The sequence below is a fragment of the Streptomyces sp. NPDC046860 genome (assembly GCF_040645115.1).
In the GTDB taxonomy this organism is placed as follows: domain Bacteria; phylum Actinomycetota; class Actinomycetes; order Streptomycetales; family Streptomycetaceae; genus Streptomyces.
On record NZ_JBEYXQ010000001.1, the window covers coordinates 61,280 to 86,079 of the forward strand.

Consider the following 24,800-nt stretch of genomic DNA (forward strand, 5'->3'; position numbering starts at 1 on the left):
CTGTTCTCCCGTGATCCAGGCGTGGTTACAGTGCTCACGTAGTCACGCAACGAAGTCGTCCTGGCCCGAGGGGAACCGTGCCGGTGGGCCGGAGGGTGTGAAGAGCGGGGAGCTGCGCGTGCCAACTGCCATCGCCGTGACCAGTGCCGACCTGGCGCTGCCGGCACAGGACGAGCGGACGATGCCCGCCGTCGTGCTGCGCGATCTCGACCGGCGCCCGCTGGACCAGACCCTCACCGAGATCCAGACGATCACCGACCAGTTCGGCTACCTGGTCGTCCTGTGCTCACGGGCCACCCCCGAGCCCGTGCTGCGCCGCCTGCACACGCTGCGCTCCCTGCTGGAGAGCGACCGTATCGCCGTGTTCCGGCCGGAGTTACCGCCGCTCGGCGTCGCGGTCCTGGCCCGGCAGCTGCGCCAGCTCGCCACCTGCGACCTCGGCCCCGGGGTGCTCGCCTCCGCCGGACGGCTGCTCACCCACTACATCCACGCCGGTGCCGTCCTCGGCTCGGTCGCCCGGCTGGACCACGTGCCCGTCGGGCTCAAGGCCCACGCCAAGTCCTGGGTCCCCGGAGCCCAGTTCGCCGTCGTCGCCCACCCGGAGCCGCAGCTCGTCAAGGCGGTGCCCGGCGCCACCCTCAAGGGCCCCGAGTTCAGCACCTGGATGCTGCTGGCCCGCGGCCAGCTCCAGTCCGACTGGATCACCGGGTTCGCCAAGGACTGGGGCGCGCACGGGCTGCGCGAGACCCCGCTGCCCGCCGAGTCCCCGGCCTGGTGGGGCACCAACCGGATGATCGAGTTCTGCGGCCACCTCGCCGACCTGTCCGTGCTCTACCAGCTCGTCGCCTCCGTCAGGCAGTCCGGCTGCCACTGGTGCGGTCTGGACGTGATCGGCGACCGCTGCGTCTTCTGCTCCGCGTCCCCGCCCGAACACCCGCTGCCCCCGCCGCGCGCCCTGCGCGGCCGCGCCCCCGCCTGAACCGATCCGGACCACGCTCCCGTCCCGCACGACCGATTCCCCCAATGAGGTTGCACGGTTCATGAACTCCCGTCAGCGCCGCGGCGTGATACTCCTGATCCTCTCCGTCCTGTGCGCCCTCGGCGCGTTCGCGGGCGTGCTCTCCGTCATCCAGGACGTGCGCTCCAAGGTCGGCCCCGAGGTCACCGCCTACCGGGTGAAGTCCGCGGTCCAGCCGTACACCGTGCTGGGCGCGGACCAGTTCGAGAAGATCTCGATGCCCAAGAGGTGGCTGTCGGCCAACGCCGTCACCGACCTCGCCCAGCTGCGCGGCAAGATCGCCGTCACCACCCTGCGCGCGGGCTCCCTGCTCCAGACCGACATGGTCGTCGACCAGCCCGAACTGCGGTCCGGGGAGCAGGAGGTCGCCATCATGGTGGACGCTGCCACGGGCGTCGCGGGCAAGATCACGCCCGGCGCGCGGGTCAACGTCTACGCCACCTTCGAGGGGAAGAAGGAGAGCGACCCCGACCAGTCGAAGATCATCGTCACCAACGCCCGGGTGCTCGACCTCGGGAAGATCCGCGATCTCGAACCCGACCGGGACCGCGACCAGCAGAGCCAGCCCACCAAGGCCGTCCCCATCACCTTCGCGCTGTCCGCCCTGGACGCTCAGCGCGTCACCTACGCCGAGTCCTTCGCCCAGCGGGTCCGGCTCGCCCTGGTCGCCCCCGGCGGCGAGTCCGACATACCGGACCGCGACCGCACCTACGAACTAGCGACGGACAAGTGAGAGGCGTCCCGCATGCCCACCAGGATCCTGCCGGCCGGCGCCGACCCGGACGCCGTACGCTCCCTCACCACGCTGCTCAGCCAGCTCCCGGACGCCGAGCCGGTCCCCCCGGTGACCGACTCCACCCAGCTCGTCGACACCCTGGCCCGGCTGGCCGCCGAGTCGGTCGACGAACTGCCCGAGGTCGTCGTCGTCCATGAACGCATCGGTCCCGTACCGGCGCTGGAGCTGATCCGGGAGATAGCGCTGCGCTTCCCGGCCGTCGGCGTCATCCTCGTCACCACCGACGCCGGCCCCGCGCTGTTCGCCGCGGCGATGGACTCCGGCGCCCGCGGCCTGGTCGGGCTGCCGCTGGCGTACGAGGACCTCGCGCACCGGGTGCAGGCCGTCGCCCAGTGGTCCAGCGGGGTGCGCCGCCATCTCGGGCACGGCGGGGCCGACGTGCTCAGCGGGCCCGGCGGCACCGTGATCACCGTCAGCGGGGCCAAGGGCGGCACCGGCGCCACCACGGCCGCGCTCCAGCTCGCCCTCGCCGCGCAGGCGTCGGGGAAGTCCACCGCGCTGGCCGACCTCGACCTCCAGACCGGCGACGTGGCGTCCTTCCTGGACATCCAGTTCCGCCGCTCGGTCGCCGACCTCGCCGCCATCGCCGACATCTCCCCGCGCGTCCTCGCCGACGCCGTCTACCGCCACGACACCGGCCTCGCCCTGCTGCTCGCGCCCGGCGAGGGCGAACGCGGCGAGGAGGTCACCGACCGCGCCGTCCGCCAGATCGTCCACGCCCTGCGCGCCCGCTACGAGGTCGTCGTCCTGGACTGCGGCGCCCAGCTCACCGGGGCCACCGCGGCCGCCGTCGAGGGCGCCGACACCGCGCTGCTGGTCACCACGCCCGACGTGGTCTCCGTACGCGCCGCCAAGCGGACCGTGCGGATGTGGGACCGGCTGCAGATCCGCAAGGCCGAGGAGACCACCGTCGTGGTCAACCGGTACACCCGGGTCACCGAGATCCAGCCCGCGCTGATCCAGCGCATCACCGGCACCGCCCTGGCCCGCACCACCGTGCCCGCCGCCTACAAGGAACTCCAGGGCGTGGTGGACGCCGGACGCGTGCACGAACTCGACGCCCGCAGCACCGTACGGCAGGCCCTGTGGGCGCTGGCCGGGGAACTGGGCCTGGCCAAGGCGCCCGACGGCCCCGCCCACCGGGGCGGCCGGCAGCGCGGCGGCGACCGGGGAGCCGTGGGCTTCCGGCGGCGGAAGGAGTAGGCATGAGGCGCCGCGGGAGGTTACGCCAGGACCGGGGGCAGGTGGCGGTCGAGTTCCTCGGCATGACGCCGCTGATCGTGCTCACCCTGGTGCTGATGTGGCAGTGCGTGCTGGTCGGGTACGCCTTCACGCTCGCCGGGAACGCCGCCGACGAGGGCGTACGGGCGGGCACCGCCGCACCGAGGGGCGCCCGGCAGGGAGCCTGCTCGGACGCCGCGCTGGAGCACCTGTCCGGGGCGTGGCGGGACGGCGCGGAGGTGAACTGCGGCGGCACCGGGTTCGTCACCGCCGACGTGTCGCTGAAGGTCCCCGTCCTCTTCCCCGGCTCCATCGACTTCCCGGTCACGGTGCGCGGCCACGCCGGCGCCGTGGAGGAGGTGAAGGACTGAGATGCGCCGCAGCCATGTCCGCGACCGGGGCCAGGTCGCCATCGAGTACCTGGGGTTCGTCCCCGTCCTGCTGATCGTCGGGCTCGCCGGCATCCAGATCGGCGCCGTCGCCTACGCCGCCGAGCAGGCCGGCACCGCCGCGCGGGCCGGGGCGCGCGCCGCCTCGCTGCACCAGGGCGCGCAGGGGGCGTGCGCGGCCGCGGTCAGCGGCGGCCTCTCCGTGACCTGCTCGGAGGGCGGCGGGGGCGCGGACTCGGTCACCGTGACCGCGACCGTCAAGATCCCCGACGTCGTGCCCGGCTGGGACCTCGGGGACGCCGTCAAGTCCGCCACCATGCCGCTCGACCACTGAGGAGGGCCGTCCCATGAGCCTGCGGGCACGCATCAACTCCCCCGAGGAGCAGGGCAGCCGGGGCGAGGACGGGCACCTGGTCGCCTCCTACCGGGCCAAGCTGCTCCAGGAGATCGACCTCGCGGAGATGAGTTCGCTGGCCGCCGCCGAGCGCCGGGCCCGGCTCGAACGCGTCCTCGGCCACATCATCAGCCGCGAGGGCCCGGTGCTCTCCACCGCCGAACGCGCCCAGCTCATCCGCCGCGTGGTGGACGAGGCGCTCGGCCTCGGCATCCTCGAACCCCTCCTGGAGGACGCCTCCGTCACCGAGATCATGGTCAACGGCCCGGACTCGGTCTTCGTGGAGCGCGGCGGCCGCGTCGAGCGGCTGCCGCTGCGCTTCGCCTCCGCCGACCAGCTGATGCAGACCATCGAGCGCATCGTGTCCACCGTCAACCGCCGCGTGGACGAGTCCAATCCGATGGTCGACGCCCGGCTGCCCTCCGGCGAGCGCGTCAACGTCATCATCCCGCCGCTCTCCCTGACCGGCCCCGTCCTCACCATCCGCCGCTTCCCGCGCTCCTACACCCTGAAGGAGCTGATCGGGTTCGGCTCGCTCGACGACCACATGCTGCTGCTGCTCGCCGGGCTCGTGCAGGCCAAGTTCAACGTGATCGTCTCCGGCGCCACCGGCACCGGCAAGACCACCCTGCTCAACGCCCTGTCCGGGCTGATCCCGGCGCACGAGCGCATCATCACCATCGAGGACTCCGCCGAACTCCAGCTCCAGCAGACCCATGTGGTCCGGCTGGAGTCCCGCCCGCCGAACGTCGAGGGCAGCGGCCAGGTCACCATCCGCGACCTCGTGCGCAACTCCCTGCGCATGCGGCCCGACCGCATCGTGGTCGGCGAGGTCCGCGGCGGGGAGTCGCTGGACATGCTCCAGGCCATGTCCACCGGCCACGACGGCTCGCTCGCCACCGTGCACGCCAACAGCGCCGAGGACGCCCTCACCCGGCTGCAGACCCTCGCCTCCATGTCCGACGTGGAGGTGCCCTTCGCCGCGCTGCACGACCAGATCAACAGCGCCGTCGACGTCCTGGTCCAGCTCACCCGGTTCGCCGACGGCGCCCGCCGCATCACCGAGGTCGCCCTCCTCGACAGCCACGGCGGCGAGCCGTACCGGCTGGCGACCGTCGCCCGCTTCGACGCCCGCCCGATGACCGCCGACGGCCAGGTCCACGGCGCCTTCCAGTACTTCCCGCTGCCCCGCCGCACCGCCGACCGCCTCTACATGGCCGGCCAGCCCGTACCCCAGGCGTTCGGCGTCGCCCGCACCGCGGACCAGCTCGCCACCCGAGAGGCCAGGTAGGCCCATGGATCTGTCCACCCTCGCCCGGCTCACCACCGGCGTCACCCTGCTGACCTGCGTCCTCGTCGTCGCGGGCCTCCAGACCTACGCCTCCGGCCGGGCCCGGCGCGCCGCCCTGGAGGACCGGCTCACCCACGCCGACCAGGTGTCGGCCGGCGGCCGCAGGCGCCGCTTCCGCGGGCTGGACCGCCGCCTGCGCCGCACCTCGCTCGGCCGCGCGCTGGAACTCCGGCTCGCCGCCACCGGACTCGACCTCACGCCGGGCGAGTTCTTCGCCGGGATGCTCGCCGCGGTGGCCGCGCTCTGGATCATCGGACAGGCCACCCTGGCCCCCTTCTTCGGCCCCATCGCCGGTCTGCTCGGCATCTGGGCGGCCGTGCAGTTCCTCAACTGGCAGCGCCAGAAACGCATCGAGCGCTTCATCAACCAACTCCCCGAGCTGGCCCGCATCCTGGCCAACGCCACCCAGGCGGGCCTCGCCCTGCGCACCGCCATCGGCATGGCCGCCGAGGAGCTGGAGGCGCCGGCCGGGGAGGAACTCTCGCAGGTGGCCGACCAGTTGGCGATCGGGCAGTCCATGGAGGACGCCCTCGGCGAGCTGGCCGCGAGGCTGCCCTCCCGGGAACTCGTCGTCCTCGTCACCACCCTCGTGCTCTCCAACCGGGCGGGCGGCCAGGTGGTCTCCGCGCTGCGCAACCTCACCGAGACCCTGGAGGAGCGCAAGGAGACCCGGCGCGAGATCCGCACCCAGCTCTCCCAGGTCACCATGACCTCGTACGCCGTCCCCGCCCTCGGCGTCGGCGCGCTCTTCCTGATGAACGGCGTCAAGGACGGCGCCCTGGAACGCCTGACCGGCTCACCGGTCGGCCAGGGCTGCGTGATCATCGCCTTCGCCCTGTACGCGGTCGGGTTCGTCCTCATCCGCCGCATGAGCCGGATCGACGTGTGAGGGGATGACGGACCGGATGACACTCCTGCTCGCCCTGCTGGCGGCCCTCGGCGTCTGGGGCGCCTTCGCGGGCGTCCGCATGTACCGCGCCGAGACCAAGCTGCCCGGCGACCTCGCCGTCGCCCTGGAGATCGGCGCCAGCCGCACCGGCGCGGTCGGCTCCGTCATCGACCGCATGGGCATGCGGTACGCGCCCCTCGTGCTGCGCCTGATGGGCCCGGCCCTGGTCACCCGCTACCGCCGCCGCATCGACCTCGCGGGCAACCCCGGCGGCCTCACCATCGACCGCTACGCCGCCCGCCGCGCGGTCTACGGCGCGCTCGGCACCCTGGGCTTCCTGGTCTTCCTCCTCAGGGGCCAGTGGTTCGTGGCTCTCCTCCTGCTCGCCTTCGGCGCCTTCTGGACCGAGGTCGGCATCTGGTCGGCGATCCGGGTCCGCCGGGACGTCATCGAGCGGACCCTGCCGGACTTCCTCGACGTCCTCGCCGTCGTGGTCAGCGCCGGCCTCGGCTTCCGCCAGGCCCTCGACCGCGTCTCCACCCGCTACGAAGGCCCCTGGGCGGACGAACTCCGCATCACCCTGCGGCAGATGGACCTCGGCATGACCCGCCGCCAGGCGTTCACCGAACTGCGCCGCCGCAACGACTCCGAGCAGGTCGCCATGTTCGTCACCGCCCTCCAGCAGGGCGAGGAACTGGGCGCCCCCATCGTCGACACCCTCGTCTCCCTCGCCAAGGACATGCGCCGCACGGACGCGCAGAACGCCCGCCGCAAGGCCGCCCGCGCGGTGCCCAAGGCCACGCTGATGATCACGACGTTCATGGTCCCGGCCACGATGCTGCTGCTGGGCGCGGGCCTCCTGCTCGGGTCCGGGGTGGACTTCGGGACGCTGGCGGGGGAGTGAGGCGGGCCGTGGAGGCGGGAGCGGTGTTCCCGGCAGGGGGGTGGGCCGTGCGGCGACCGGGCGGTGACGCGGAGGGCCTCCCGGACGCGCGGGACGCCGTCGGCGCAGCGGCGGGGGCGGAAGCCGGGGCAGGTGCGGAGTCCGGCCCGGGCGGCGGGCCCGGCGCGCCCCCCGAGGGACTCCAGGTCCGTGCCCTGCAGGCCGTCGGACGGCAGGTCTTCGGATTCCGGCTGGCGATGATCGTGCTGGCCGCTCCGGCGGCGCTGCTCAACGCCGCGCCCGGTCTCGGGGCCCGGCTGGTCGGCGCCGCCGTCGTCGTCACGTTCATGGCGTCGTACGTGCTCTTCCGGGACTGGGGACGGTTCGGCCCCCTCCTGCTGCGCCACCCGAGCCTCCTGGCCGCCGACACCCTCTTCGGCTCGCTCCTCCTCGTCTCCGCGGGCCCCGACACCACCCTCGCCTACGTCAGCGTCTGCACCCCGCTGCTGGCCGGCCTCCTCTACGGCTGGCGTGCCGCCGCCTGCTTCGCCTCGCTCCAGTCGCTGATCCTGCTCCTCGTCCACGCCACCCTGGACGCCGAACGGCACACCGGCCCCGCCGAGGCCCTGCTGCTGCCCGGCCTGTGCGTGATCACCGGCGCCATGGGCTCGACCCTGCGCAACCTGATGCTCCGGCTCGGCACCGCCACCCAGGCCCTGACGGCCGTACGCGCCCGACTGGCCGCGGCGGAGGCCGTACAGACCGAACGGGCGCGCCTGGCCCGCGAGATGCACGACTCGCTCGCCAAGACCCTGCACGGCGTGGCCCTCGCCTCCGACGCCCTCGCCGCCACCGCCTCCGCCGCCACCCCCGACCCCGGGCGGCTGCGCCGGGAGGCGGAACTGGTCGCCCGCTCGGCCCGCCGGGCGGCGGCGGAGTCCCGCGAACTCCTCACCGACCTCCGCGAGGAGACGCCGCAGGCACCGCTCTGGCCGCGCCTCAACCTCCAGGCGGCCGACTTCACGGCCCGCACCGGCCTCCCGGTCACCTGCCACCTCGCCGCCGGCCCGGTCCCGCCCCTCCCGGCGTCCACCACCCGTGCCCTCCTCGCCCTCACCGCCGAGGCCCTCGACAACGCCCACCGCCACGCCGACGCCACCCGGGTCCTCGTGACCGCGGGCGTCCGGGACGGGCTGCTCCGCCTCGCCGTCCACGACGACGGCAGGGGCCTCCCGGCGGGCACCACCCTCCAGACCCTGCGCGGGGCGGGCCACTTCGGACTGCTCGGCATGGTGGAGCGGGCGGCGTCGGCGGGGGCGCGCATCCGTATCGGCCGGGGCGAGGACGGCTCCGGCACCGAGATCGGGGTCGAACTCCCCCTGCCCGTCTGAATTCGCGAAAGGAGACCTCCGATGCCGTTCCCGCAAGCGCCCGCCACCGCCCCGCTGCGCCTCGTGGTAGCCGACGACAACCCCGTGGTCCGCGCCGGACTCACCGCGCTGCTCTCCGGCCGCGAGGACACCACGGTGGTGGCCGAGGCGGCGGACGGGCGCGAGGCGTACGAGGCCGCGCTGCGGCACCGGCCCGACGTCGTCCTCCTCGACGTCCGGATGCCGGGTGTCGACGGAATCTCGGCATTGCCCCACCTGGTCCGGCTGGCGCCCGTCATGATGCTGACCTACAGCCACGAGACGGAGACCGTGCGGGAGGCTCTGCGGCTGGGGGCGGGGGGATATCTGGTGCACGGGGAATTCGGCACGGAGCAGTTGGTGCGGGCGGTGCGGGACGTGTGCGAGGGGCGTCCGCATGTGACGCCGGGCGCGGCCCGGGCCCTGTTGCCACCGGCTGCGAATGCACATCCGGAGCCTGAACTTCCCGCCCTCCCCAGGGAGATGTCCGCAAAAGGACTTTCGCAACTGCAATCCCCTGTGGGACAGTCATTCCGGTCGAGTTTTCAACTGAGTATCAGGGAGGCGGAGATCATGGACCTCGTCGCGTCCGGCATGACGAACCATCAGATCGCCGCGACCTGCTTCATCAGCGAGAAGACCGTCAAGAACCACATCAACCACATCTTCGCCAAACTCCACACCACCAACCGCACCCAGGCGACGGCCAAGTGGTTGGGGGTGCGGTGAGATGCGCACGATCCCCCCGCACTGGGCCCAGAACTGGGCCCACGGACCCTGGGCCCGATTCCTCCCGACACCGTACGGTGCGCGGATCGGAGGCGAATCCGGAGGGGAACACCATGAGCGATCAGATTCTGAAGCTGTTGGTTGCCATGCAGCGCCGCAGCGACGACAAGGGCCAGACCGCCGTCGAGTACCTGGGAATCATCGCTGTGGTGGTGGCGATCGTGCTCGCGGTGACGGGAACGAGTATCGGATCGGCGATCCTCGACAAGATCATGACGCAGATCAACAGAATCGTGTGATGATCCCTCGCCGAGACGGCGACGCCGGGCAGGCCTTCCCCATCTACATCACGGTGGTGGCGGGCCTGCTCTTTCTTGCGCTGGCCTATCTCGCCGTGGGCCAGGCCGCCGTCAACCGGGGTGGCGCCCAGACCGCGGCCGACGCCGCGGCCCTCGCGGCCGCACAGGACGTACGCGACCAGCTGACCGACGCGTGGGTGGAAGACATTCTCGACCCCACCAAGTGGGACGACATCTTCGCCGGCACCGTCGACATCGACGACCCGTGCACGCGGGCCGGTCAGTTGGCGGAACAGAACGACGCGCAGCTCGACGACTGCGGCGGCACCGCACTGGAATACACCGCCGATGTCACGACCAACAAGACGGTCGGGGATTCCGTCGTGCCCGGCACGGACGATCTCAAGTCCTCGGCCTCCGCGACCGCCGTGATCAAGCCGCTCTGCTCATTCGAACTGTCCGGAGCGGCGCACGCGCTGCCAAGCCTGGACTGCGACGGAACCCTGTGGGACCTCAAGCCGGACGGCGACGGCGACCTTCCCGGCCCCGAAGATCTCTTTGACGTCCACCTGGCCGATCGACCGGTGAATTGACAGCGACGAAGGAAGCGGAGCGATGAGTATCGGATTCACTGCAAGGGCTCGAAGGGGGGCGGTCGCCTTGGCCATCGCGACGGGTCTTGCCGTTGGCGTGGTGAGTTGCGGAGGCGACGGCGACGACAAGAAGCCCGAGCCCTCGGCATCGGCTTCGAGAAGCGAAGGGTCAGGGCCGAGCACTCAGGAAGGAAAGTCCCAGGACCCGATCGCGGAACTGCGCGGCCAGGACGGTCTGATGCTCCAGGTCGTCTCCGCGGACCGCGACGCGGGCGGTTTCGTCACCGTGAACGGGAATCTGAAGAACGACGGCGCGAAGTCGCTCGTGATTCCGTCCGGACTCCGCGGCGACGAGACCGAGATCGTGCAGCACGGCACGTCACTCGGCGGCGCGACCCTCGTGGACCCCAAGGGGAAGAAGCGGTACTACGTACTGCGGGACACCGACGGGCGGCCGCTGACGACCACCGGGCTGACGACGATCCAGCCGGGTCAGACCATTCCGGTCTTCATCCAGTTCCCCGCCCCGCCCGCCGGCACCGCGGAAGTGACGCTGCAATTGCCGACCTTCTCCAGTGCCCCCCTCAAAATCTCCGGCTGAGGCCCAAGTGACCACCACCCGGCTCGCCCGCCTCCTCGTGACCGCCGCCGCCGCGGCGCTTCTCGCGCCCCTGACCCCCGCCCATGCCGACGGTCCCAGCGAACCCCCCGGCACCGAGCCCAGCGCCGCCGCGCCGGTCGACGTGGACCCCACCGACCCGGACCTCAAGCTGCCGGAGGGCGCCACGCTCGCGGGGGCGAAGGTGCTGGACATCAAGTCCGTCGTCGAGGACCAGAGCGGGGACGAGCGCCGCGAGGACACCAACGCCGACGTCACCTTCGCCCTCCAGGCGGAGGTCCTCTTCGGCAAGGACAGCGCCAAGCTCGGCCCCGAGGCCCGCGCCCGCATCAACACCATCGCCGCGGAGATCGAGAAGCAGAAGGCCACCCGCGTACGCGTCTTCGGCTTCACCGACGATCTGGGCTCCTCCGCCCACGGCGACGACCTCTCCAAGCGCCGGGCGAACGCCGTACAGGCCGTGCTGGACCAGGACCTCAACGCCCCCGGCGTCACCTTCGAGGTACGCGGCTACGGCGAGCAGTACCCCATCGCCGACAACTCCACCGAGTCCGGCCGCAAGAAGAACCGCCGCGTGGAGGTCTCCTTCCCCCGCACCGCCCAGTGACCGTCTAGGGCCTGTCTTCCGGATCTTGCCGGGGTCGCGGGCCCTGGCACGCACTCCCCCAAGCTCTGCGAGCAGGGGGGACCCCCAGCGGCGTTGTCGTCGGTTACCGACTCCCCCACGCTCGGCTGCGCTCGCGCGGGGGGACCCCCATCGCGTCGACGCCCTCCTCCGCCTTGCAGCCGCACGCACCAGACCCCGCTCGGGTCGGCCCGAAGGCGCCGTCGGCCCGAGCCGGCCTGATCCGGAAGACAGGCCCTAGCCCACCGACACCCGCACCCCCACCCCCACCCCCCACCCGGCCATCACCCCGGCCCCGGCCTCCAGTACGTGCCGGGACCGGAGCCGGGGCAGGCCCAGGCGGCCCGGTGGCATCGTGCGGACGGCCAGGACGTGCAGGGAGCGGTCCAGGTAGGCCACGTCGATGGCCATCCGCATGCCGAAGGTGTGCACACTCGCGGCCGGTGACAGCAGCAGCGCCCCCTCGACCGCGTCCCGTCCGAGCAGCCCCCTGGTCCGCGCCCGGTAGGACACCGCGAACTCCAGCGGCACGCGCACCTCGTCCCCCTGCCGCCGATGGACCGTCAGCGTCCCGTGGCCGTCCCGCCAGTGCCCCATCCCGCCCCACCTCCGCCGGGACCGTACCCACCCGTCCCGCGCCCCACGCGATTGTCAGTGCCCCCTGCCACACTCCGGGGCATGACAGCCGAGCCCGAAGACGTACGCCTGCGCGGTGTGACCGAGGACGACCTCGAAGTCTTCCTCGCCTTCGAACACGACCCCGAGGCCGTCCGCAGATCCCGCTTCACCCCGCGCCCCCGGGAGGCGTTCCTCCGCCATTGGCGCACCCGCATCCTTCCCGACCCCGACTGCCTGGTGCGCACGGTCGTCGTGGACGGTGAGGTCGCGGGCAACGTCGTCTCCTGGACGCAGGACGACGGCAGACGCTTCACGGGCTACTGGCTGGGCCGTCCCTACTGGCGCCGGGGTGTGGGCAGCCGCGCCCTCGGCCTCTTCCTCGCCGAGGAGCCGGTGCGCCCCCTGTACGCCGATCCCTTCGCTGGCAACATCGCCTCGGTCGCCCTGCTGGAGAAGCACGGCTTCACGCGCGTGGGGGCGCCCGACGAGGACGGACACCTCCTCCTGGTCCTCGGCCCGGCCCTCGACGGCCGGGCCCCGGCTGCCCGCCCCGCCCCGAAAACCCCGTGACGGCCGGCCCACGCCTCCAGAACGATGTCCTTATGGACGGGTCTTTCGAGGAACTGGTGGCCGAGGGCGCGGCCGTGCCCACCGACGGCTGGGACTTCTCCTGGTTCGCGGGCCGGGCCAGTGAGGAGCGGCCGGAGTGGGGGTACGCCCGCTCGGCGGGGGATCGGCTGGCGCGCGCCGGGGCGGCGCTGGACGTGCAGACCGGCGGCGGCGAGGTGCTCGGGTCCGCGCTGGACGCGGCCGCTCCCGGCCGTCCCGCCCTGCTCGCCGCGACCGAGGGCCGGCCGCCGAACGTCGCCCGGGCGCACGCGTCGCTCGGCCCGCGCGGTGTCGTGGTCGTCGCCGCGCGGGACGGCTCGCCGCTGCCGTTCGCGGACGGCGCCTTCGACCTCGTCCTGAGCAGGCACCCGGTCCGCCCCGACTGGCCGGAGATCGCGCGGGTGCTCCGGCCGGGCGGTACGTACTTCGCGCAGCACGTCGGACCGGCGAGCGCGTTCGAGCTGGTCGAGTACTTCCTCGGCCCCCAGCCGCGGGCGGTGCGCGAAGCCCGGCATCCCGAGCGGGAGAGCGCGGACGCGCGGGCGGCCGGGCTGGAGGTGGAGGAGGTGCGCACGGCGAGGCTGCGGATGGAGTTCCACGACATCGCCGCCGTGGTGCACTTCCTGCGCAAGGTGGTCTGGATGGTGCCGGGGTTCACCGTCGGGGCGTACGAGGACCGGCTGCGCGCGCTGCACGGGCGGATCACGGCCGACGGGCCGTTCGTGGCGCACAGCACGCGCCACCTCTTCGTGGCCCGGAGGCCGGCCGTCGCGTAGCGGAATCGTCAAGTCACCGTTCGTCGGCGGGTCGCCCGTCGGGGGGACGCGGGGCGCTTACGGCCGGTACGGCCGAAGTGGCCTGAAAACCTGATGATCATTCGCTGACGGGACGAAACGCCTGGGAATCCGCTGTGAATCGGCCACCGGACACCATGGAAGCAAGCGTTCCGCGCTCACCCCGCCGTCGCCGGACGACTCCGCAGAGTAGTTGTGGCGCGCCGGGGAACGCTTCTGCCCTCACGAAGGGTTATGGTGGAAACCCCCCCTCGGGCCGGTCCGTATCCCCCCCCACGGACCGGCCCGTTTTTCTTGGGCGTGAGTCGCGCGGGTTAGGCTCGCCCTTCGCGGGGACCGCAACCGCGGCCGTACTGGAGGGGCTCTCACGTGAACCTGCGCGACAAGCTGCGCGGCCTGCTGGTCAGGCTCTACGCACGCCGGGTGGAAGGTCACCTGGACCACGCGTCGGTGCCGGAGCACATCGGCGTGATCATGGACGGGAACCGCCGCTGGGCCAAGGCCGCGGGGTCCAGCACGGTCCACGGCCACCGGGTCGGCGCCGAGAAGATCGAGGAGTTCCTCGGCTGGTGCAGCGAGACCGACGTCAAGGTCGTCACCCTCTGGCTGCTGTCCACGGACAACTTCGACCGGCCGCAGGACGAGCTGGGCCCGCTCCTCGACATCATCGACGGGGTCGTACGCACCCTCGCCGAGGACGGCCGCTGGCGGGTGCACCACGTGGGCACCCGCGACCTGCTGCCCGCCGGGATGCAGAAGACCCTTAAGGAGGCCGAGGAGGGCACGGCCCACGTCGACGGCATAACGGTGAACGTGGCCATCGGCTACGGAGGCCGTCAGGAGATCGCCGACGCGGTGCGCTCCATGCTGGCCGACGCCCAGGAGAAGGGCGTCTCCATGGCCGACCTCGCCGAGTCCGTGGACGTCGACATGATCGGCCGCCACCTCTACACCGGCGCCCAGCCCGACCCCGACCTGGTGATCCGCACCAGCGGTGAGCAGCGGCTCTCCGGGTTCATGCTGTGGCAGACCGCGCATTCGGAGTACTACTTCTGCGAGGTCTTCTGGCCGGCCTTCCGCAAGGTCGACTTCCTGCGCGCCCTGCGCGACTACGCCGCACGCCATCGCCGCTTCGGCGGCTGAGCCCCCTCCCCGGCGGGCCGCCTGTGGCCCCCCGTGGCCCCGGCCTCAGCGACCCGGAACATCCCGTACACCCCGTCGGCACCCGCCCGGCGGGGTGTGCGCGTCTACCCGCCCCCGCCGGGATGTAACAAGGAGTTCACCGGCCTGCCGGTGGCCCGTTCTGCATGGCCGGCCTGGTTCGAGGGCATAACGCTCTCAGGCCGACACCCGAACCACGGGCGTCGGACTCAGCGGGCGGCACGGGGTCGCCCGCCCGGGAGGCCCTTTGCACCAGCCCGACCGTGCGTCGCGCACGGCAGCAGCCGCGGAGGACCGGTCGCCGGCCCGCCGCGCGCGCGAGGGCCTTGAGACCGGTCCAGGTCCACTTCGTCGCTCCCCGACCTCATCCGAGGGGGTACGTCCTTCCGTGGTGACCAGCACAAAGCGCCACAAGCCCGACCGGCGCACCTATGTTCTCGACACCAGCGTCCTGCTGGCCGACCCCAACGCCGTGACCCGGTTCGAGGAGCACGAGGTAGTGCTCCCGATCGTGGTGGTCACCGAGCTGGAGGCCAAGAGGCACCATCCCGAACTCGGCTACTTCGCCCGCCAGGCCCTGCGCCTGCTGGACGACTACCGGGTCAGGTACGGCCGTCTCGACGCCCCCATCCCGATCGGGGAACTCGGCGGCACCGTCCGTGTCGAGCTCAACCACTCGGACCCCAGCGTGCTGCCCAGCGGCTACCGACTGGGGGACAACGACTCCCGCATCCTCGCGGTGGCCCGGAATCTCCAGGCCGAGGGTTTCGACGTCACCGTCGTGTCGAAGGACCTGCCGCTCAGGATCAAGGCGTCCTCGGTCGGTCTGCTGGCCGAGGAGTACCGCGCCGAACTCGCCATCACGGACTCCTCCGGATGGACCGGCATGTCCGAGCTGGCGCTCCCCGGTGAACAGGTGGACATCCTCTTCGAGGAAGGCCACGTGTTCGTCCCCGAGGCGTCCGAGCTGCCCGTGCACACCGGACTGACCATCCAGTCCGAGCGCGGCAAGGCGCTCGGCCGTATCACCCCGGAGGGCAACGTCCGGCTGGTGCGGGGCGACCGGGAGGCGTTCGGCATCAAGGGCCGCAGCGCCGAGCAGCGCATCGCGCTCGACCTGCTGCTCGACCCGGACATCGGCATCCTCTCCATGGGCGGCCGTGCGGGCACCGGCAAGTCGGCGCTCGCGCTGTGCGCGGGCCTGGAGGCGGTCCTGGAACGCCGTCAGCACAAGAAGGTGATGGTCTTCCGGCCGCTGTACGCCGTCGGCGGGCAGGAGCTGGGGTACCTCCCGGGCAGCGAGGCGGAGAAGATGGGCCCCTGGGCCCAGGCCGTCTTCGACACGCTCGGGGCGGTGGCCGGCCGGGAGGTCATCGAGGAGATCACGGCGCGCGGGATGCTGGAGGTCCTCCCGCTCACCCACATCCGCGGCCGTTCGCTGCACGACGCCTTCGTGATCGTGGACGAGGCGCAGTCGCTGGAGCGCAACGTGCTGCTGACGGTGCTCTCCCGGATCGGCGCCAACTCGCGGGTGGTGCTCACCCATGACGTGGCGCAGCGGGACAACCTGCGGGTCGGCCGCTACGACGGCGTGGTGGCCGTCGTGGAGAAGCTGAAGGGGCATCCGCTCTTCGCGCACGTCACGCTGAACCGGTCCGAAAGGTCCCAGATCGCGGCGCTGGTGACCGAAATGCTGGAGGACGGCCACATCTGACCCGTCCTCGGACGCCACAGGCGCCGCCCGGAGAAGCCGAAGAGCTTAGCCGGGCGGCGTCTTCGCGCGTGGGGGTTTCCTGAATTACCTTGGGCCAAACGAGGTGTGAGCTTTCACACGCAACACGGAATTGCCACTCGCCTCCGGGTTACGGCAGAGTCTCACTCCTGTCAGGCCCCGCATACGACACACCTGTACCCCGAGGCCCGCGCCAGCCCCCCCGGCAGGCACGATCCGACGGAGCAAGTCGCCAACTCCATAGCGTCGTCGTATGCCGCCCGAGCATCACGCGGCGCTCCCCGTGCGGGAGTTCCCACCGGGCCCGTGTCTCCCGTGACCCTTCAGTTGGGAGGCCAGTGTCAGGGGGCACGATTGCGCCCGCCAGGGTCACCGAAGCGGGCGGTGCTGGAAGGAAACCGTGTGAGCCGGATTTCGGTCCGGGGATTCGCAGTGGCCTCGGCCACCGCGGTCACCGCCGTGGGAAGCGTCGTCGGAGTTGCCTCGGGCAGCGTCGCGCAGAACAACGACGCCGAGCCGACGGCCGCCGACGCCACGCTTCTCGCTGAGCTCCCCGCGGATCAGCAGGCGCAGGTCCAGACCGCGTCCCTGACGCAGCAGGCCGACGCGCAGGCCATCGCGGCCGACGCGAGCGCCAAGAAGGACGCGGAGGCGGCGGCTCGCAAGGCCGCGGCCGAGACGGCCATCGCGAAGAAGAAGGACGCCGAGAAGGCGGCCGAGCTGGCCAAGGAGCGCGCCGAGACCAAGGCCGCCGCCGCCAGCCGCAGCGACGTCCGCGACGCCTCCAGCTTCGCCCCGCAGAGCAGCTACTCCGTCGCCCAGATCCAGGCCATGGCCCGGCAGATGGTGGGCGCCGGCCAGTTCCAGTGCTTCAGCAACATCGTGAACCACGAGTCGAGCTGGAACTACCGCGCCGTCAACGCCTCTTCGGGCGCCTACGGTCTCTTCCAGGCCCTGCCCGGCTCCAAGATGTCCTCGGTGGGCGCTGACTGGCAGACCAACCCGGCCACCCAGATCAAGTGGGGCCTCAACTACATGGACAGCCGCTACGGCAGCCCGTGCGAGGCGTGGACCTTCTGGCAGGCCAACCACTGGTACTGAGTCTCCTTCAGGACACTCGACCCGGCAAAGCCCCTCCCCCTTCCCGGGGTGAGGGGCTTTCGCACTGTACGGTCGTCCTCGGACGGCCCCCCTGTGGGACGGAGTGGGGCCAGGACGCGGGGGAAGGGTACGGAACATGACGCGAATGCCAGGATGGCTCGGCCGGCTCGGTGCCGGTCTGACCGAGATGAGTGAGCGCCTGGACGAGCGCCGCGCCGAGGTCGAGAAGGAGCACGCCGTATCCGACGTGCCCGTGGAGACCGCGGCCGTCCCCGCCCCCCGTCCCGCTCCGCCGCCCGCCCCGCGCCCCGACCCGGCGCACGCCGTGCCGTGGGGGGTGCGGGTCGCGGCCGAGGCCGGCTGGCGGCTGCTCGTCCTCGCGGGCACGGTCTGGGTGCTGATGCGGGTCATCAGCGCCGTTCAGCTCGTGGTGTTCGCGTTCGTGGTGGCCCTGCTGGTCACGGCGCTGCTCCAGCCGACCGTGGCCCGGCTGATGCGGTACGGCATGCCGCGCGGTCCGTCGACGGCGCTCACCGCCATATCGGGATTCGTGATCATCGGCCTGCTGGGCTGGTTCGTGACCTGGCAGGTCATGGAGAACATCGACACGCTCTCCAGCCAGATCCAGAACGGCATCGACGATCTGCGCAACTGGCTGCTGAAGAGCCCCTTCCACGTCACCGACAAGCAGATCAACCAGATCGCCAAGAATCTGCGCGAGGCCGTCGGGGCCAACACCGACCAGATAACGTCCGCCGGTCTGGAGGGAGTTCAGGTCGTCGTCGAGGCACTGACCGGCATTCTGCTGGTCTTCTTCTCGACGCTGTTCCTGCTCTACGACGGCAGGCGGATCTGGGAGTGGTTCCTGAAGCTGGTGCCCGCCGCCGCCCGTCCGGGTGTGGCCGGTGCCGGTCCGCGCGCCTGGGAGACCCTGACCGCGTACGTCCGTGGCACGGTCCTGGTCGCCCTGATCGACGCCGTGTTCATCGGTCTCGGGATCTACTTCCTCGACGTGCCGATGGCGGTCCCGCTGGCCGTCTTCATCTTCCTGTTCTCGTTCATCCCGCTGGTCGGCGCGGTCGCCTCCGGCGCGCTGGCGGTGGTCGTCGCGCTGGTGACGCAGGGCGTGTTCGCCGCCCTGATGACGCTGGTGGTGGTGCTCGCGGTCCAGCAGATCGAGGGCCATGTGCTCCAGCCGTTCATCCTGGGCCGGGCGGTGCGGGTCCATCCGCTCGCGGTGGTCCTCACGGTCGCGGCCGGCGGCATGGTGGCCGGCATCGGCGGCGCGGTCGTGGCCGTCCCGCTGGTGGCGGTGACCAACACGGTGGTGGGATACCTGCGGCAGTACTCGCAGCAGGCGACGGCGTCGTTCGAGAGCGAGTCCGCCGAGGCCGAAGTGCCCGCCGAGCCGGGCGGGTCCGGCGGCTCCGGCGCGCCGGCGGAGAGCGCCCCGGAAAACACCGAGGGCCTCGCTCACCAGGAGTGAGCGAGGCCCTCGGCCGGGGGGACTACTCGGCCAGCACGGCCTCGGCGTCCAGCGTGACGCCGACGGCCTGCACGACGGAGGCGATCTTGAACGCCTCCTGGATCACGTCGCGCTCGACACCGGCCTTGCGGAGCACCTGCTCGTGCGAGTCGAGGCACAGACCGCAGCCGTTGATCGCGGAGACCGCGAAGGACCACAGCTCGAAGTCGACCTTGTCGACGCCGGGGTTGCCGATGACGTTCATCCGCAGACCGGCGCGCAGGGTGCCGTACTCGTGGTCCGACAGCAGGTGCCGGGTGCGGTAGAAGACGTTGTTCATCGCCATGATGGCGGCGGCGGACTTGGCCGCCGTGTACGCCTCGGGCGACAGGTTGGCCTTCGCCTCCGGCTCCAGCTCACGCAGCACGATGGGGGAGCGCGAGGCGATCGCGGTCGCCAGCACGGTGCCCCAGAGCTGCTGCGCGGGGAGGTCGGAGTTGCCGATGACCGAGCCCAGGTTGAGCTTCAGGTCCTTGGCGTAGTCCGGGACGCGGGACTTGAGGGAGTCGAGGGACATGGGTCACTCACCCGCCAGCAGCGCGACCGGGTCCAGGGTCTCGTCGCCCTTGCTCCAGTTGCACGGGCACAGCTCGTCCGTCTGGAGGGCGTCCAGGACCCGCAGGACCTCCTTGGGGTTACGGCCGACGGAACCGGCGGTCACCATGGAGAACTGGATCTCGTTGTTCTGGTCCACGATGAAGACGGCGCGCTTGGCGTAGCCGTCCTCGCCCTCGATGCCGAGGTCGCGCATCAGCTCGTGCTTGGGGTCGGCCATCATCGGGAACGGCAGGTCGGTCAGGTCCGGGTGGTCCTTGCGCCAGGCGTGGTGGACGAACTCGGAGTCACCGGAGAAGCCGAGGACCTGCGCGTCACGGTCGGCGAACTCGTCGTTCAGCTTGCCGAAAGCGGCGATCTCGGTCGGGCACACGAAGGTGAAGTCCTTGGGCCACGCGAAGACGATCTTCCACTTGCCCTCGTAGGTCTTGTGGTCGATCGTCGCGAACTCCTCGCCCTTCTCCAGCGAGACGCAGGCGGCCAGTTCGAACTCGGGGAACTTGTCACCGACAGTGAGCACGTGCTCTCCTTGCAGCGCGGGGACACCCCGGGTCGCGGGATGTCTCCCATGGGTTGGACTCGGCCGATGTTGGCACAGGGTGGATTGATTAGTGAAATAGCTACACTCGGTCCGGTTGATCGGAGGTGGCTATCAGTGACCATCAGTAGCGGCAAGCGGAAACAGCCGACCCTGGCGCAGTTGCGTGCCTTCGCCGCGGTCGCCGAGCACCTGCATTTCCGGGACGCCGCGGCCGCCGTCGGGACGAGCCAGCCCGCCCTGTCCGGAGCGGTCGCCGCGCTGGAGGAGACCCTCGGGGTGGCCCTGGTGGAGCGGACCACCCGCAAGGTGCTGCTCTCGCCCGAGGGGGAGCGGCTCGCGGTGCGGGCGAAGGCGGTGCTGGCCGAGATGGCGGCGCTGCTGGAGGAGGCGGAGGCCGTCCGGGCACCGTTCACCGGTGTCCTCAGGCTCGGTGTCATCCCGACGGTCGCCCCGTACCTGCTGCCGACCGTGCTCCGCCTGGTGCACGAGCGCTATCCGCTCCTCGACCTCCAGGTGCACGAGGAGCAGACCGCCAGCCTGCTGGACGGCCTGCACTCCGGGCGGCTCGACCTGCTGCTGCTCGCCGTCCCGCTCGGGGTGCCCGGGGTGAGTGAACTTCCCCTGTTCGACGAGGACTTCGTGCTGGTCACGCCCCTCGGTCATGAACTGGGCTGCCGCAGCGGCATCCCGCGCGAGGCGCTGCGCGAGCTGAACCTGCTGCTGCTGGACGAGGGGCACTGTCTGCGCGACCAGGCGCTGGAGATCTGCCGGGAGGCCGGCCGGGAGATCCGGGGCGGGGGCACGGCCCCGGTCACCACGACCGCCGCCGGACTGTCCACCCTGGTCCAGCTGGTCGCGGGCGGCCTCGGCTGCACCCTGCTGCCGCGCACCGCGATACGGCTGGAGGCCACCCGGGGCAGCAAGGTGCTCACCGGTTCCTTCGCGGCGCCCGCGCCGAGCCGCCGGATCGCCCTCGCCATGCGCACGTCGGCGGCCCGCCGCGCCGAGTACGAGGAGCTGGCCGACGCGCTGCGCGAGGCGATGTGCCCGCTGCCGGTGCGCATCGTGGCGGGGACGGGCTGATCGCCCCGTGCGGGAGCCGGTCAGGCGGTGCGCCGCAGGTCCGGTGACCGGCCGTCACGTACGGCGCTCTCGCGGTCGGACCAGGCCGCGACCCGCGCCTGGCGGGTGGCGAGGACGACGGCCGCACCGGCGGTACGGGCGGCGCCGGTGAGCAGTTCCATGACGCGCTCGCCCTCGAACGGGTCGAGCGCGCCCGCCGGTTCGTCGGTGAACAGCACCCGGGGCCCGGTGACCAGCGCCCGAGCCACCGCCACCCGCTGGCCCTGGCCGCCGGAGATCTCGCCGGGCCGCGCGCGCCCGAGCCCGGCCACCTCCAGCCGCTCCATCCAGCCGAGCGCGGCCCGCTCCGCCTCCTTGCGGGAGGAGCCGTTCCGCCGCAGCGGCAGCGCCACGTTCTGCACGCAGGTCAGCTCCGGCATCAGCTGCCCGTACTGGAAGACGAAGCCGAACTCGCCGCGCCGGAGGGCGCCGCGCTCGGCGTCGCTCATCGCGGTCAGCTCGGTCCCGGCGTAGGTGACCGACCCGGCGTCGGGCCGGACGAGCCCGGCGAGGCAGTGCAGCAGGGTGGACTTGCCGGAGCCGGAGGGGCCCGTCACGGCGACGATCTCACCGGGGCGGACGGAGAACGCGGCGCCGTCCAGGGCGGTGGCCGGTCCGTAGGACTTGCGCAGGCCGTGGGCCGTGAGCAGCGGGCCGTCGGGCGGGGTCACGCGACCACCTCGGTACGGACTCCGAGGCGCCCGGCGGCCGATTCCAGCCAGCGCAGGTCGGCGTCGAGGTGGAGCAGGGCGTGGTCGCGGATCAGCCGGTCGGCCAGGTTCCCCTCGTCCCCGCGGTCCTTCAGGGCGCGCACGGCGCGCAGGTGCTCGGCCCGCTGGGCGTCGAGGACGGCGGCGGCGTCGCGGCCGGTCAGGAGGGCGAGGACGATCTTGGTGCAGAGGGCCGGGCGGAGGTGGTCCGCGGGCTTCTCCGGGGCGGACAGCCAGCTCTCCACGTCGCTGACGCCGGCGTCGGTGACGGCGTACCGTTTCCGCTCGGGTCCCTCGCCGGACTCGATCCCCACGACCTCCACCAGGCCGTCCCTCAGCAGCCGGGACATGGTCGCGTAGACCTGCCCGTAGTGCAGCGGCCGGTCGTGGCCGAAGGTGTCGTCGAAGGCCCGCTTGAGGTCGTAACCGTGCCGGGGGCCGGACTCCAGGAGTCCGAGAAGGGTGCGGCCGATGGACATGGCGAGCACTCTACACGCGGTGTATACATCCCGCGTACACCGGAGTACGGAACGGGCAAGTCCGCTTTTCCGGGCGTCCCCGAGGGCAACCTCGACCCCTTCCTGCCCGTCGGTTCCTTTGGGGCGGGTGCTCATTCTCACGTCCGTAAAAGTGTGGATCGGACGCCCTTTGTCGGATAGAGGGGTGTTAGCTTTCGGAGCTGACCCCGAGACGGAAGCGGAGCCAAGGGACCCATGGGACGAGCGGACGAGAGACGAGCGCGACAGCGCGGCGGCCACCGCGCGGCACCCGGACGCCGTTCAGCAGCTCCGGCTTCCGACGGCACCGGCGACGCCGGCGGCAAGCCCGCCAAGGGCCGAATACGCCGGCTCTTCACCTGGAAGAAGATCGTCGGCACCGTCTTCGGTCTGTGCCTGCTCTGCATGGGCGCCCTGGCCGCGCTGTACATGTCGGTCGACATCCCGGCCGGGAACGTGGCCGCCCAGCGGCAGAGCAACGTCTACAAGTTCAGCGACGGCACGGTCCTCGCCCGTGACGGCGAGGTCAACCGCGAGATAGTCGACCTCTCCAAGGTGCCCCGCAAGGTCCAGCTCAGCTTCGTCGCCGCCGAGAACAAGTCCTTCTACACCGACCCCGGCGTCGACCTGAAGGGCACCACCCGCGGCATCCTCAACACCCTCGCCGGACGCGGCAAGCAGGGTGGCTCGACCATCACCCAGCAGTACGTCAAGAACTTCTACCTCAGCCAGGACCAGACCGTCTCCCGCAAGCTCAAGGAGATGGTCATCTCGCTGAAGGTGGAGCGCGAGAAGTCCAAGGACGACATCCTCGCCGGCTACATCAACACCAGCTACTACGGCCGCGGCGCCTACGGCATCCAGGCCGCCGCCCAGGCGTACTACCACGTCGACGCCCAGGACCTCAGCGTCGAGCAGGGCGCCTACCTCGCCGCCCTCCTCCAGGCCCCCAGCCAGTACGACTGGTCCACCGCCACCCCGACCGGCAAGCGGCTGGTCACCGAGCGCTGGAACTACGTGCTGAACAACATGGTCAAGGAGCACTGGCTCGACCCGGGCAAGCGCGCCGCCCTGAAGTTCCCGGTGCCCAAGGAGCCCAAGGGCGCCCCCGGCATGGCCGGCCAGAAGGGCTACCTGGTCTCGCTCGCCAACACCCAGCTCCGCCACCAGCTCATGAAGCAGCAGGGCATCTCCAGCTCCGAGGCCGAGGCGAAGGTCGAGGGCCAGGGCTGGACCATCACCCTCAACGTCGACCGCAAGAAGCAGGCCGCGCTGGAGAAGTCGGTCAAGAGCCGGCTCACCGGCAAGCTCGACCCGAAGAAGCGCTCCGTCGACGCGGACGTCCAGGCCGGAGCGGTCTCCGTCGACCCGAAGACCGGCGGGATCGTCGCGCTCTACGGCGGCCAGGACTACTTCGACCACTGGGTCGACAACGCGACCCGCCCCGACTACCAGCCCGCCTCCACCTTCAAGCCGGTCATCCTCGCGGCCGCGCTGGAGCACGGCGCCACCACCCAGAGCGGGACGCTGATCGGCGCGAACACCGTCTACGACGGCACCAGCCGCCGCCCGGTCCTCGACCACGGCTCCCGCGTCGGCTTCGCCCCGCCCAACGAGGACGACGCGAACTACGGCCCGATCAGCGTCCAGACGGCCATGAACAAGTCCGTCAACTCCGTGTTCGCGCAGATGGGCGTGGACGTCGGCATGGACAAGGTGATGGACACCGCGGGGCGGCTCGGCATGGACACCGAGGGCATGCAGGCGGTGCCCGCGCAGACCCTCGGCTCCATGGGCGCCAGCCCGCTGGAGATGGCGGGCATGTACGCCACCCTCGACAACCACGGCCGCAAGGTCACCCCGAGCATCGTCAAGTCGGCCGAACAGGGCGGCAGCGCGGTCGAGATGCCCGACCCGGTCGGCGAGCGGGTGCTGGACCGCACCACCGCCGACACCGTGACCTCCGTGCTCACCGGCGTCGTCGACGACGGCACCGCCCGCAGGTCCGTGGCCGACGACGCGCTGCGCGCCGGGCAGCAGGTGGCGGGCAAGACCGGCACCTCCGACTGCAACCGGTCGGCCTGGTTCACCGGCTACACCCCCGACCTCGTCACCTCCGTCGGCCTGTTCGGCGAGGCGGCCAAGGCCGGCGGCACCGGCTGCGAGGGCGAGAAGGTCAAGAAGTACGCCCATGTCTCGCTCAAGGGCGCCATGGGCGGCGGCCGCGTCAACGGCGGCGGGCCCCCCGCCGAGATCTGGGCGGCCTACACCTTCGGTGTGACCGGCCGGGCCGAGTTCGACCTCGACACCACCCAGGGTGCCGCCGTCGCCCCGACCCCGCCGCCGAGCCCGTCCGAGACGCCGTCCCAGACGCCCTCCGAGACCCCGAGCAGCGAGCCGCCGGCCTCCGAGAGCCCGTCCGAGACGCCGTCCGAGACCCCGAGCGACACCGGGACCCCGACGCCGCCCACCCAGAGCCCGACGACACCGCCGACCACGCAGCCGCCGAGCGGGGGCATCACCCCGCGCAACCCGTTCGACCCCCGGCAGCGGGACGACGGGCAGTAGCACCCCGCGCACACGGAGGGCGCCCGGCGGCATGCCGGGCGCCCTCCGCGTC

Annotated in this window: 27 protein-coding genes; 22 read left to right on the forward strand and 5 right to left on the reverse strand. The window is 71.8% G+C overall.

Features of this window, described 5'->3' with window-relative positions:
- The first annotated feature begins 97 nt into the window (after nucleotides 1-97).
- The 14 genes from ABZ898_RS00290 (at nucleotide 98) to ABZ898_RS00355 (ending at nucleotide 11,197) form a co-directional block, all read left to right on the forward strand.
- Nucleotides 98-979, forward strand: coding sequence for a hypothetical protein (locus ABZ898_RS00290; protein ID WP_361651239.1), 882 nt, complete (start codon nucleotides 98-100; stop codon nucleotides 977-979).
- Between the two features lie 61 nt (nucleotides 980-1,040).
- The gene (gene cpaB, locus ABZ898_RS00295; protein ID WP_361651241.1) at nucleotides 1,041-1,751 is read left to right on the forward strand and encodes a Flp pilus assembly protein CpaB; all 711 of its coding nucleotides are present in this window, start codon (nucleotides 1,041-1,043) and stop codon (nucleotides 1,749-1,751) included.
- A 12-nt stretch (nucleotides 1,752-1,763) separates the two neighbouring features.
- Nucleotides 1,764-3,017 carry an AAA family ATPase gene (locus tag ABZ898_RS00300; protein WP_361651243.1) on the forward strand — a complete coding sequence of 418 codons (1,254 nt, stop codon included), beginning with the start codon at nucleotides 1,764-1,766 and terminating at the stop codon, nucleotides 3,015-3,017.
- A 2-nt stretch (nucleotides 3,018-3,019) separates the two neighbouring features.
- A complete protein-coding gene (locus tag ABZ898_RS00305) occupies nucleotides 3,020-3,406 on the forward strand; it encodes a TadE family protein (RefSeq protein WP_361651245.1) in 387 nt (128 codons plus the stop codon).
- Between the two features lies 1 nt (nucleotide 3,407).
- Nucleotides 3,408-3,758: a TadE/TadG family type IV pilus assembly protein gene (locus tag ABZ898_RS00310; protein ID WP_361651247.1), complete on the forward strand. Its 351-nt coding sequence runs from the start codon at nucleotides 3,408-3,410 to the stop codon at nucleotides 3,756-3,758.
- Nucleotides 3,759-3,771: 13 nt separating this feature from the next.
- Nucleotides 3,772-5,109, forward strand: coding sequence for a CpaF family protein (locus tag ABZ898_RS00315; protein ID WP_361651249.1), 1,338 nt, complete (start codon nucleotides 3,772-3,774; stop codon nucleotides 5,107-5,109).
- A gap of 4 nt (nucleotides 5,110-5,113) precedes the next feature.
- Nucleotides 5,114-6,058 carry a type II secretion system F family protein gene (locus tag ABZ898_RS00320; RefSeq protein WP_361651251.1) on the forward strand — a complete coding sequence of 315 codons (945 nt, stop codon included), beginning with the start codon at nucleotides 5,114-5,116 and terminating at the stop codon, nucleotides 6,056-6,058.
- A 16-nt stretch (nucleotides 6,059-6,074) separates the two neighbouring features.
- Entirely contained in the window at nucleotides 6,075-6,962 is an 888-nt protein-coding gene (locus ABZ898_RS00325) for a DUF5936 domain-containing protein (RefSeq protein ID WP_361651253.1), read from the forward strand.
- Nucleotides 6,963-7,009: 47 nt separating this feature from the next.
- On the forward strand, nucleotides 7,010-8,332 hold the full coding sequence (locus ABZ898_RS00330; RefSeq protein WP_361651255.1) for a histidine kinase: 1,323 nt from the start codon (nucleotides 7,010-7,012) through the stop codon (nucleotides 8,330-8,332).
- A 21-nt stretch (nucleotides 8,333-8,353) separates the two neighbouring features.
- Entirely contained in the window at nucleotides 8,354-9,079 is a 726-nt protein-coding gene (locus tag ABZ898_RS00335) for a response regulator transcription factor (protein WP_361651257.1), read from the forward strand.
- 113 nt (nucleotides 9,080-9,192) lie between these two features.
- Nucleotides 9,193-9,378, forward strand: coding sequence for a hypothetical protein (locus tag ABZ898_RS00340; RefSeq protein WP_361651259.1), 186 nt, complete (start codon nucleotides 9,193-9,195; stop codon nucleotides 9,376-9,378).
- A complete protein-coding gene (locus ABZ898_RS00345) occupies nucleotides 9,378-9,971 on the forward strand; it encodes a pilus assembly protein TadG-related protein (RefSeq protein ID WP_361651261.1) in 594 nt (197 codons plus the stop codon). Before ABZ898_RS00340 ends, ABZ898_RS00345 begins: the two co-directional genes overlap by 1 nt.
- A 22-nt stretch (nucleotides 9,972-9,993) precedes the next feature.
- Complete coding sequence (locus tag ABZ898_RS00350) at nucleotides 9,994-10,572, forward strand: hypothetical protein (RefSeq protein WP_361651263.1); 579 nt, start codon at nucleotides 9,994-9,996, stop codon at nucleotides 10,570-10,572.
- Nucleotides 10,573-10,609: 37 nt separating this feature from the next.
- Nucleotides 10,610-11,197 carry an OmpA family protein gene (locus ABZ898_RS00355; RefSeq protein ID WP_361652243.1) on the forward strand — a complete coding sequence of 196 codons (588 nt, stop codon included), beginning with the start codon at nucleotides 10,610-10,612 and terminating at the stop codon, nucleotides 11,195-11,197.
- A 255-nt stretch (nucleotides 11,198-11,452) separates the two neighbouring features.
- On the opposite strand, the gene ABZ898_RS00360 is transcribed toward ABZ898_RS00355, so the two are convergent.
- Nucleotides 11,453-11,812, reverse strand: a complete 360-nt coding sequence (locus tag ABZ898_RS00360; protein ID WP_361651265.1) for a DUF192 domain-containing protein — start codon at nucleotides 11,810-11,812, stop codon at nucleotides 11,453-11,455.
- A gap of 81 nt (nucleotides 11,813-11,893) precedes the next feature.
- Here ABZ898_RS00360 and ABZ898_RS00365 point away from each other — a divergent pair, with 81 nt between their 5' ends.
- The 6 genes from ABZ898_RS00365 (at nucleotide 11,894) to ABZ898_RS00390 (ending at nucleotide 18,716) form a co-directional block, all read left to right on the forward strand.
- The gene (locus ABZ898_RS00365) at nucleotides 11,894-12,403 is read left to right on the forward strand and encodes a GNAT family N-acetyltransferase (protein WP_361651267.1); all 510 of its coding nucleotides are present in this window, start codon (nucleotides 11,894-11,896) and stop codon (nucleotides 12,401-12,403) included.
- Nucleotides 12,404-12,435: 32 nt separating this feature from the next.
- The gene (locus ABZ898_RS00370; protein ID WP_361651269.1) at nucleotides 12,436-13,218 is read left to right on the forward strand and encodes a methyltransferase domain-containing protein; all 783 of its coding nucleotides are present in this window, start codon (nucleotides 12,436-12,438) and stop codon (nucleotides 13,216-13,218) included.
- Nucleotides 13,219-13,605: 387 nt separating this feature from the next.
- Nucleotides 13,606-14,379 carry an isoprenyl transferase gene (locus ABZ898_RS00375; RefSeq protein ID WP_361651271.1) on the forward strand — a complete coding sequence of 258 codons (774 nt, stop codon included), beginning with the start codon at nucleotides 13,606-13,608 and terminating at the stop codon, nucleotides 14,377-14,379.
- A gap of 406 nt (nucleotides 14,380-14,785) precedes the next feature.
- Nucleotides 14,786-16,111 (forward strand): PhoH family protein, encoded by a 1,326-nt coding sequence (locus ABZ898_RS00380; RefSeq protein WP_361651273.1) that lies wholly within the window; start codon nucleotides 14,786-14,788, stop codon nucleotides 16,109-16,111.
- A gap of 420 nt (nucleotides 16,112-16,531) precedes the next feature.
- Nucleotides 16,532-17,230 carry a transglycosylase SLT domain-containing protein gene (locus tag ABZ898_RS00385; protein WP_361651275.1) on the forward strand — a complete coding sequence of 233 codons (699 nt, stop codon included), beginning with the start codon at nucleotides 16,532-16,534 and terminating at the stop codon, nucleotides 17,228-17,230.
- A 145-nt stretch (nucleotides 17,231-17,375) separates the two neighbouring features.
- Nucleotides 17,376-18,716, forward strand: a complete 1,341-nt coding sequence (locus ABZ898_RS00390) for an AI-2E family transporter (RefSeq protein WP_361652245.1) — start codon at nucleotides 17,376-17,378, stop codon at nucleotides 18,714-18,716.
- Nucleotides 18,717-18,738: 22 nt separating this feature from the next.
- Here the strand turns inward: ABZ898_RS00390 and ABZ898_RS00395 are convergent, their stop codons facing one another.
- Nucleotides 18,739-19,272 (reverse strand): alkyl hydroperoxide reductase, encoded by a 534-nt coding sequence (locus ABZ898_RS00395; protein WP_161178329.1) that lies wholly within the window; start codon nucleotides 19,270-19,272, stop codon nucleotides 18,739-18,741.
- 3 nt (nucleotides 19,273-19,275) lie between these two features.
- The gene (locus tag ABZ898_RS00400) at nucleotides 19,276-19,830 is read right to left on the reverse strand and encodes a peroxiredoxin (RefSeq protein ID WP_361651277.1); all 555 of its coding nucleotides are present in this window, start codon (nucleotides 19,828-19,830) and stop codon (nucleotides 19,276-19,278) included.
- 135 nt (nucleotides 19,831-19,965) lie between these two features.
- Between ABZ898_RS00400 and ABZ898_RS00405 the strand changes: the two genes are divergently transcribed.
- Nucleotides 19,966-20,934, forward strand: a complete 969-nt coding sequence (locus ABZ898_RS00405; RefSeq protein ID WP_361651279.1) for a hydrogen peroxide-inducible genes activator — start codon at nucleotides 19,966-19,968, stop codon at nucleotides 20,932-20,934.
- A 20-nt stretch (nucleotides 20,935-20,954) separates the two neighbouring features.
- Here ABZ898_RS00405 and ABZ898_RS00410 read toward each other — a convergent pair whose 3' ends face one another.
- Both ABZ898_RS00410 and ABZ898_RS00415 read right to left on the reverse strand, forming a co-directional pair.
- On the reverse strand, nucleotides 20,955-21,644 hold the full coding sequence (locus ABZ898_RS00410; RefSeq protein ID WP_361651281.1) for an ABC transporter ATP-binding protein: 690 nt from the start codon (nucleotides 21,642-21,644) through the stop codon (nucleotides 20,955-20,957).
- Nucleotides 21,641-22,162 (reverse strand): PadR family transcriptional regulator, encoded by a 522-nt coding sequence (locus ABZ898_RS00415; protein WP_361651283.1) that lies wholly within the window; start codon nucleotides 22,160-22,162, stop codon nucleotides 21,641-21,643. The genes ABZ898_RS00410 and ABZ898_RS00415 overlap by 4 nt, the downstream gene beginning before the upstream one ends.
- A 234-nt stretch (nucleotides 22,163-22,396) precedes the next feature.
- On the opposite strand from ABZ898_RS00415, the gene ABZ898_RS00420 reads away from it, so the two are divergent.
- Complete coding sequence (locus ABZ898_RS00420; protein ID WP_361651285.1) at nucleotides 22,397-24,748, forward strand: transglycosylase domain-containing protein; 2,352 nt, start codon at nucleotides 22,397-22,399, stop codon at nucleotides 24,746-24,748.
- The last annotated feature ends 52 nt before the right edge of the window (nucleotides 24,749-24,800 follow it).